Consider the following 9,164-nt stretch of genomic DNA (forward strand, 5'->3'; position numbering starts at 1 on the left):
TTCCACCATCTCAATTTACAGCATGTAGTGAATATTTTGCCGTTCACTACTTCTCGGCACACGATGAAGCGATTGGCAATTTAACGAATCAAACCTCCAAAAACTCTCTGAGCCAAATCTTTTATTTGTTTTTATCTTTTCATTTCAAAAGCCAAATCAAAGATTTGGCGATGTTCGATTACCCGACCTAACTTCCAATTGATCACGAATGCCAATTGCTTTATACTAGCGTGTTGCAAGCTGTTTATTCTTTATTCTTGGTTTCTCTAATGCTCAGTTTTTCACTATGCTAAAAACATTTGCAACTGTTGTTTTACGCCAGCGTTTTTAAATCAAGCTTCCGAAAGTGCGAAAGCCAATAGATTTGCCTACCATCTTATTTGCAGTAAAGGAACTAAACCATTCTGTAAACACCCTGTAAATCAAATTGATTTTTGTTCACGCTGGAAAATCAATTCCAATAGTTAACCAAGATGTGAATTTGCTCTTTACCTTATTCTAAGGGAAAGGCCAAGTGCTTATAATGTCCTCAAGCTGCTGTATAACCTGTTGTCAAAATGGATTATGCCGTTTTTTTAGACGAACTTGAAAAAGCCTTGCTTCCAAAACCTAAAAGCTCACAAATTCCCTTTTGGTTTTCTCTGACGGCTTTTTCAATGGTCGGTGCACAAAAAACACCTTGTTTTTTTTATAACCGGATTCCCATTGCTTGACCTCTAGCCGGTCGGGCTTTTACTTTTTCCAACCATGAAAAAGTAAACAAAAAATCTCCGCTGCACCTCAATTGGCTAAAAATTACTTCCTTCCACTAAAAACAAAGAACTCGACCGTTTCCAACGGCCTCAAACAGCTTTGTTTTCTTAACGCTACTGTCTCTAATTTTATTAACGCCATTGAGCTGAGGCGGTTCAGCCAACTGCTAAATAGATGCTATATTCTAATCCATACGATTGCTCATCCAAATAGCTTGCAACTTGTTAATATAAAGCACGTGTGCTTTATATATTAACTATGGACATCGGCTTAAATATCGTATTACCATTTCTGATATACTATATATTTTTGCGACGTATAGCTTCGCCTCCTCAGTCACATAGTTACTGTGCAAGCATGATTTTAATTGTTCTGTTAAATACCTTTGCTGCACATCATGTCTTTTAGTTTTCTGATTTTTCCTACCTGCACATACCCTATCATCGTTTTATGATATATTGTCAGTATAAACTTATGCTATTATAAGTAGCCAGACACAAACTCTTTACTCATCATAAAAAAAGCTATTATTTTTTACACATCCAAGTCATCCAGCGGACTTTTTAGCTTACTGATATCTCTTTTTGATATGTAAGTATATATTTCCGTTGTTTTGGTACTCGAGTGACCAAGCAACTTCTGTATATTCCGGATATCCATTCCGGAGTCATGTAAGTGAGTGGCGAAAGAATGCCTCAACATATGAGGCGTCACACGTTTATCAATACCAGCTTTCACCACTGCCTTTCTAACAACACGCTGAACACTACTGGGACTATACTTGCCACCATTTTGACCTTCAAACACAAAAATACTAGGTTTCTCCCTGCGAAAATAGGCCAACAATAAATGCTTTAACTTATCTGGCATCGACACTATTCTTCCCTTATCTCCTTTGCCCTTTTTGATTTCGATCACATGAGTATCAAATTTTACATCTTCAACTTTCAGATTAATTAATTCCCCGCACCGTATACCGGTCGCATATAATAGGTACAATAAACATTTATGCTTTATAAAAATATTCTGTCGTAATATGGCTTCTATCTCTTCCTTTTCCAAAACCTTTGGTAGTGTCTTTTTTGTAACTGGCCGTGGTATTAATAACTCATTAATCTCTCGCTCAGTCATTGATAGAATATAACGTTTAACGGCACTGACAACAATATTCTGTGCCGACCACGAATAACTTAATTCTTCTCTAAGAAAGAATAAGTAATCACGTATTTCTTCATCAGATATCTTACTAACCGGCTTTCCTTCGTAATAATCCTTTAGCTTCTTTATCTGACTGGCATAATTCTCAATCGTCCGTTTGCTGGCACCCTGCAAAGTCAGTATTTTGATATAATCCTGGATATCCATGTCCTGTTTGTAATCCTGTCGTTTCAAATGATGAGACTTTTTATCATCATGTCGGGCCTGTTCCAAAAAACGGCAACCTTCACCATTAAAATAACGCTTTAATACTCTTATCTTCTTCTCATATTCTGGCACTATCCATATACGGCGTTTAGATTCATACTGACAGCCTAATTCCTGTAAATATACAGCCCATTTATGCTTATGAGGTAATTGCAAATAACAATTGTTATTCGCCTGTATGCATCTCACTAAAACCCGATTATTATTTGGTGTATTCTCATTGCCTTGAATTGCTAATGCCTCACGTTGCTTATACAGCTCTTGTAACGTTTCAGGATTAATGTACTTATCGCTTATATAGGCATGTTCACGCAATTCATAACGCAGCTTTTTAATTAGTTCTGGCCTGTCACGTATGTAATAACAACGATAATGGTGACTATAATAAACGTAGCTCAATGCCTGCAGAGCATCCTCAATCATTCCATTCTCATAACTAAATAGCTTGATTAAGGCTGTATTTCCATGTTTGAATCGATTCAAATAGATTGTTGGTTTCATGTGTATTGTTTTTAGTAGTTTCTAATTCACCCCATAAACGCCCTTTGCCAGACATTTTCATAATTTAATCGTATATTTAAACGTATAATATCCGTCTAACTAAATCAATACACCAATGTCAAACTGCCCATATTGCCATGAAATCATTCAAGGCCGGAGCGATAAAAAATTTTGCTCACCCTATTGCAAATCAGCCTACCATTACCAACAAAACAAAAGCAAACCCGATTCCTTATTCAATACCATCGACCGGCAACTCAAAACCAATCGACGCCTCCTGAAATCCTACAATAAAGCAGGTAAATCAACCGTGCGCAAAGACCTGTTTTTATCAGAAGGTTTTAGCCCTAAGTATTTCACACATTATTGGAAATCGCAGAAAGGAAGCCTATACCTATTTTGTTACGAATTTGGTTTTATGGAAGTAAAAGAACACAATGCCACTAAATACATCCTTGTCACCTGGCAAGCCTACATGGATTAACAGTAATATCGACAAGTTGCCTGCAAATCCCCACACTTCAACATCTTAACGTTATAAATCAAACATCCTGACAGGTTCATCGGTGTTCATCATCCCTCGTCAGCAAAAGCTCATGCCAGGCTTTCGCAGCCCTATTTTCAGTGTTCACTATTAAGGCTTTCAAATAGCGCTGCTCACCTTCGGTCATTTTATTCATGGGTAATGTGTTCCTTCGTTGGGCGTAGCGTCCCGCTACGTCGGTTCAGTTCATCAATTCAACTATTGCTGGTACGCGTGTCCTCTCGCGTTCCATTACCCATCAAATAAAAATGAGCCTGTCATGCCCTTTGCAGTTCCCACGGTCTTCCTCACGGCAGCTCCTTTGTGTCTCAGGCACATTGTCATCACAGCCTTGCGTTCCGCCACTTCGTTGGGCGTAGCGTCACGCTACGTCTATTCTACCAATAAGCCTTCACCACAACCGCTGCCAGAGTTAGGCTCGCCTGCTAGTCGCGTCGGGCATCGGGCTGTCACATTATTTGCGCTGGCCTCCGTTCACACTCCGCTCCCCAGTGCCTGCAGTAGCCTCACCTCATTCGCATTTACCCGGCTCATACTTCACCCGCTAACCACTCTCTCGCCTCAGCAACTTCGTCACCCCACATAAGGCGCATTCGTTTTCCACTTAATACCAGCAAGCTACTTTCATCAATTAACCAGTTCACAAATTCGACAGTTCGACATTAGCAAACCAAGCTACAAATCAACTCACTTCTCAAATCTCATCGCTCACCTCTAATTTCTCATGCCCCTTATCTTCCCACCACACGCTCCATATTCACTAAAGCCACAGCAAATAATCCGCCAGCCCTCGGCTTGTCCGTTTCGTACCTCCACTACCAAGCTATGCCAGTTTCCACTTCTTTCAGTCGTTCTTAACCTGCCACCCTTGCTCCACTCGCAGTCGGCTCGACCCGGCATTCAACCGCAAACCACCCTCGGCACCTCGGGTTCATTGCGCTTCCATCCCTACGCTAGCTGCAGGCGCTTGAACCTTAATCTGTGCATATCCTTACATATTGGCCCATTGGTTAGATTAAGTATATTCGTGTTTTCACACCGCCTTCAAATCCTTAAACAAGGATCTCCCAGCCTGACAAATAGTAAAGGTCAAGCCCTGCGGGTTCGGGCTGCGCCCTCAACCTTGACTTATTTGCCAGCCTGAAAAAAAGGTGGTTTAAGGGTTTAAGGCTAATTCTATTTGAATATTAACTTATTTATAGGAAAAATGTATCTTTGAATTATGAATAAAAGAGAACAACATATCATTCAACTTATCAAAAAGCGGATTTCAGAAAAGAATCCTGCTGCTGAAGTTGTACTCTTTGGTTCACATGCACGTGGACAAGCTAATGAAGATTCTGATTGGGATATCCTTATTCTTTTAAATAGCCTTCAGGTAAATAGAAAGCTAGAAAAGGAATACCGCGAAGCCTTATTCGATGTTGAACTTGAGATTGGAGAACCTATCTCAACCTTCGTGTATTCGAAAAAAGATTGGGAATCAAAACACGCTGTTACACCCCTTTATCGCAACGTTCAAAAAGAAGGAATCCGCTTATCATGACCGGCAGTAAACAAGACTACATCAATTATCGCATTGATAAATCAAATGAGATTTACGAAGACGCTTTGTTGTTGGCCAATAATCAACGTTGGAATTCTTGTGTCAACCGTTTGTATTACTGTTCCTATTATTTGGCCAGTGCTTTACTTTATCAGTCTGACATAAAGGCTGAAACCCATAATGGTGTAAAAACACAGCTCTTTCTGAATTTTGTCAAATCAAACCTACTGGATAAGGAACTAGGTAAGCTCTATGCTCACCTGTTCGACTGGCGCCAGGAAAGTGATTACGCTGACTTCATAGATTTTGATGAAGAAACAGTGATACCATTATTGGATGAGGTTAAGATTTTGAACTCCAAATTATTGGAGCTAATCAATCAGGCACCCAATAACAGATAAGAAAAGCTTAAACTATTTACTACTCCGTATCTCATAATCAAATAACAATACAGTTATAAATCAATAATATTCGTTGCATGTTTTGCATTGATTAGAGAGGTTATTTGTTGCATCTTATTCTTTTGTACCATTGCTAAATTGAAATCACAGCTTTTATCTCATTACTCAAATCTCATCGCTCAACACTAAAAACACCTCATTACCATTTGACAAAGCATCCCTAATTACAGCATAAACCCGATTATATGCCACCATACTACTTCCAATAAAACCATCCTTCATCTGGTTGTTATTCACACTATCGCCAAGCAATAAACAGCCAGCTGTATCGTCATCATCATTGCCTTTATGAATCAGGATATCCGTAAAACCAGGCACATTCATAATCTGTAGCATCCCCTTATGAAAATCCATACCATATTTTCTCAGGTATCGCCAATGAAGTCTGCCAAAGGTTCGCAACTCAACACGGTATCGCCCAGATGGGATTCTGGTTTCTCCCATCACCTTAACATCTCGGTGCTCATCCTCCAACGTATAACACGCAAACACCCCATCAATAAAAAGAAGCCCCAATGTACTCTCCTCAGAACTACTATATCTCACAACCTTCAATTCCATTTTCTATCACTTTTAGCCACCATGCAAATCAGTTCTCCCCATTCAGGGGGAGATGTTGAAAGCAGAGGGGGTTATTTATCATGTAAATCATTTCTCCACTTGGGGAGATGCCAACAGGTAGTGGTGGGTAACCATCATGTAAATCATCTCATTACTCAATTCTCACTTCTTTTTACTCATCATCTCACTCACCAAAGGCGCCACATTCTTCACCGCCCGTTCTCCAAATAAGAACCCCAACACTAAAAAATTAATAATCCAAAAAGCCGATTCCAACTTCTCATTACCTTTCAAAGACCAATTCCCGGCAAATACCTTATAATCCATATACGCCACAAAATAGCCCCACAATGGGCGCTGAGCACCACGCATAAACAGCACTACCTTACCCAACCAACCCGATTGGCGCAGGTCCTTAGACGTACCCTCCAGGTCTTTGATGCGCTGATTAAATTCTTGCTCCGCCTCCAGTGATAGTTTTACAGCCTCCACCTCGTGCCGGTGCTGCAATTCCAACAGCTCTGTCTTCATTTCCTGCTTCTTCGCACCGGTCGTCACAAATCGGTCGATAAGGTCACCCACATCCTCAAAAACACTATTGCCCAACAATGCTATCACTTTCTCTAAAAACTTCATGTCAATTCTTTTTTACATCATGTAAATCCTTCCGACCTCAGCAACGTAGCTGGGGCACCCATAGATTTGAAAATCGGATAGAAAAGAAAGCTGTCTGAACGTAGTGAGTTCTTTCTTTTCCTGATGAAAAATCTATGGGTCAGTGAGTGCTGGAGTCTTGACTTTCTTTGTTTCGTTTCTTGTGGCAAGACAAGAAATGAAAACCAGTCTGGTAAGACAATTGCTTCTAAAAAAAAGGCTCTTGAATCCAACAATCCAAGAGCCCTCCAACACACACTATCCACGACCGTTGTCGCCAAAACCAACCTGTCCCGAACTAGGAAATCTTTAATGAACTTAATCGGGAAACCTAAATCAACTACTGCTCTCTTTTTGAGTGATTTTTCACGAAATACTTCAGCAGCCACGATACTCCAAAACTCACCACCGTTCCAAGAATTGTATAAAACACCGTCTCCACAACACCCTCAAACGATATCCCGTTCAGCACACTAATAAGCGTACCACCCAGGAAACCAACCTTACCACTGCCATTCAATGAAGCCTCACTCATATTAAGTCTTTTTTAAGCCAAACTGTAAATCAACTCATCGCTCACATCTCATCTCTATAAGGTGGTTACACCTTATCAACCTCCACAATCGCCATTGGATTGTGCGTCTTCGTTTGAATAGGGTACATATGCCCATTCACCTCCTGGTGGTACTCAACACCAACAACAATAAACACTGGATGAGGTGAATCTTCGGAAATCGCGTTATCCACATTGATTGCAGCCTGCTCCAAAGCAGATAGCTCTACATCAGCACCATCCTTCACATCCACTTCATAGCTCTGAATTCCAAAATCAACAGCGGCAGTAGCAAGGATAAAACGTACATGCGTTGCACCTTCGACCTGTGGAATCTCTTCACTCGGATTAAAAGCATCGATAGCCAACTGGGTCGTGCCAGCTGCACGATCAAATGCAATCGTATGACTCAATTTTAAAATCGATTCCAATGGAGCCGCTTCGTTAAACTCAAAACCTTTCAGAAGGGTTAAATCACCATCAGATACATTGCGCTCACCACGTCGGTTAATCGTATCTGCCTGGATAGCCTTCAGAATTCTGGCTGCCAATCGATTCGAAACCCGCTTATCAGCAGCTCTCACTAATACCTCATTTAAGGCATTTCGCAATTCCTTACCGGCTTTGCCTGAACGTCCAAACTCAGCACCATTCTCGCGTGTCCTTGCATAAGCCGGATCCTTTTTGATACGCTCACCATCCACACCACCTTTTTCGCGGGCCATGTACTGGCCATTGCTCTTATAAAACGACAAATCACCAACACGACCTTCCAACTTAATCACTCCTTTTTGCCTTGCCATAACTTCAATTTTTATGGGTTAATAGACTCAAAGTACAATGCCATAAATGGCAATTCAAATTTGAGTGTCCATCTTGTCCCTGTTGGTAACTTTTGTCCATAAAACAACCCGTTAGACAGCTTACGATTTAGTATATTAGTAGTACCCTTTAAGTAGGCATGAAGTATAGATAAAGTTGTAATTAAGTATAAGACCTATGAGACTATCCCGATTATGCGTTTACCCAAAAGATGTGCAACGCATCACCGGTAAAAGTGAAAAATCAAGCCGCCGACTACTGCACAGTATCAAAGAAACACTGGGCAAAAAGGAACATCAGTTTATCACCCTGGATGAGTTCGCCCAACATACCGGTATTAAGGAAGAACTCATTAAGCAATACCTCTCTGATTAGAGGCCGATCTTCCAATCTTCTCTCAGGCTTCTTATATCCTCATTTCATTAAATTTGTAGTCTCTCAAATAGCCTGTACCATTCGATTCTTAACTATTCTAAACCATTCTTTTTTAAGCATCACTAACGATTAGGTACAAAGCCCAATAATTACCAATCATTCAGCTTATAAGCTTAGCTGTATTTGTATTGATTTGCACTCTTTTAATTAGCTTCAAACCATCCATTTCCGTATCTTTGTAACTGTCGAAGGACAACAAACAGAATCAAATCATTTCATATTTTTTGTGACCTATTTAGTGACCTCATGAAAATTGTGTATTGGCAACTTATTGGATTATAGACGATTTACAAAAGAGATACAAATCCCTTCAGGTTCACTTAAAAGCCAGTAAACATTTAGTTTACTGGCTTTTGTTTTTTTAGCACCCTGTAGTGACAAGTCTTGTTTTTTATGGTGGTTGCAAACTACCTGATTATTTGCGACGAAGTTACAAACTTCGGCGAGCTACCTTCCGTTGTCTTATACGTCGAACGGGTTGTATATGGTATTTCTCACAACAGCCATTCGTATAAAAAATAGTTAGTACTATATGCTTTCAATAGTACTAACTATAGGTAGTAGTTGCTTATTACTATATGGCATTGATAGTAGTAACTATATGTTATCAATAGTTTCTACTATGTGCCATTATTTGTCCCTTGATAAGCGACACTGCGGCTTGTGGGTCCGGTTCGCTAGAGCCTTGAATAAAATCGTTTAAGACGCAATTGTCCTGAAATCAATAATTTCACATCAATACTTCTTTGTTGGTCTTCCTAAATTTTAATATTGGATTAAAAAATTCTGACTCAACATTTCACATCTTACATAGGATACTTACCTCAAAGAATTGCTCTTTTCGTTCCAAAACTGGACCACTATTGCAGCGGTTATAATTACTTTTAGTTCCTTGCTGCCTATTGAAAT

The 9,164-nt window shown here is 39.9% G+C and carries 11 protein-coding genes; 6 read left to right on the top strand and 5 right to left on the bottom strand.

Translation table 11 applies throughout. The features are described 5' to 3' along the window. Both JIV24_RS22525 and JIV24_RS21460 read left to right on the top strand, forming a co-directional pair. On the top strand, nt 1-191 hold a 191-nt coding region (locus JIV24_RS22525), incomplete at its 5' end, for a hypothetical protein (RefSeq protein ID WP_234445918.1). A gap of 366 nt (nt 192-557) precedes the next feature. Next, on the top strand, nt 558-713 hold the full coding sequence (locus JIV24_RS21460; RefSeq protein WP_200467141.1) for a hypothetical protein: 156 nt from the start codon (nt 558-560) through the stop codon (nt 711-713). Nucleotides 714-1,287: 574 nt separating this feature from the next. Here JIV24_RS21460 and xerA read toward each other — a convergent pair. After that, nucleotides 1,288-2,679: a site-specific tyrosine recombinase/integron integrase gene (gene xerA, locus JIV24_RS21465; RefSeq protein WP_200467142.1), complete on the bottom strand. Its 1,392-nt coding sequence runs from the start codon at nt 2,677-2,679 to the stop codon at nt 1,288-1,290. Nucleotides 2,680-2,794: 115 nt separating this feature from the next. Here xerA and JIV24_RS21470 point away from each other — a divergent pair, with 115 nt between their 5' ends. From JIV24_RS21470 to JIV24_RS21480, 3 genes are all read left to right on the top strand, one after another. Then, entirely contained in the window at nt 2,795-3,163 is a 369-nt protein-coding gene (locus JIV24_RS21470; protein ID WP_200467143.1) for a hypothetical protein, read from the top strand. Nucleotides 3,164-4,445: 1,282 nt separating this feature from the next. Continuing rightward, a complete protein-coding gene (locus tag JIV24_RS21475; protein ID WP_200467144.1) occupies nt 4,446-4,769 on the top strand; it encodes a nucleotidyltransferase domain-containing protein in 324 nt (107 codons plus the stop codon). Continuing rightward, nucleotides 4,766-5,170: a HEPN domain-containing protein gene (locus JIV24_RS21480; protein ID WP_200467145.1), complete on the top strand. Its 405-nt coding sequence runs from the start codon at nt 4,766-4,768 to the stop codon at nt 5,168-5,170. Before JIV24_RS21475 ends, JIV24_RS21480 begins: the two co-directional genes overlap by 4 nt. Before the next feature lie 165 nt (nt 5,171-5,335). On the opposite strand, the gene JIV24_RS21485 is transcribed toward JIV24_RS21480, so the two are convergent. The 4 genes from JIV24_RS21485 to JIV24_RS21500 all read right to left on the bottom strand — a co-directional run bounded on the left by JIV24_RS21485 (nt 5,336) and on the right by JIV24_RS21500 (nt 7,801). Further along, entirely contained in the window at nt 5,336-5,791 is a 456-nt protein-coding gene (locus tag JIV24_RS21485; RefSeq protein WP_200467146.1) for a DUF5675 family protein, read from the bottom strand. Nucleotides 5,792-5,953: 162 nt separating this feature from the next. Next, complete coding sequence (locus JIV24_RS21490) at nt 5,954-6,427, bottom strand: hypothetical protein (protein WP_200467147.1); 474 nt, start codon at nt 6,425-6,427, stop codon at nt 5,954-5,956. A gap of 358 nt (nt 6,428-6,785) precedes the next feature. Next, on the bottom strand, nt 6,786-6,980 hold the full coding sequence (locus JIV24_RS21495; protein WP_200467148.1) for a hypothetical protein: 195 nt from the start codon (nt 6,978-6,980) through the stop codon (nt 6,786-6,788). A gap of 65 nt (nt 6,981-7,045) precedes the next feature. Continuing rightward, complete coding sequence (locus JIV24_RS21500) at nt 7,046-7,801, bottom strand: hypothetical protein (protein WP_200467149.1); 756 nt, start codon at nt 7,799-7,801, stop codon at nt 7,046-7,048. A 196-nt stretch (nt 7,802-7,997) separates the two neighbouring features. Here JIV24_RS21500 and JIV24_RS21505 point away from each other — a divergent pair, with 196 nt between their 5' ends. Next, nucleotides 7,998-8,195, top strand: a complete 198-nt coding sequence (locus JIV24_RS21505) for a hypothetical protein (RefSeq protein WP_200467150.1) — start codon at nt 7,998-8,000, stop codon at nt 8,193-8,195. Nucleotides 8,196-9,164 lie beyond the last annotated feature (969 nt).

The sequence above is a fragment of the Carboxylicivirga marina genome, from assembly GCF_016612505.1.
In the GTDB taxonomy this organism is placed as follows: Bacteria; Bacteroidota; Bacteroidia; order Bacteroidales; family Marinilabiliaceae; genus Carboxylicivirga; species Carboxylicivirga marina.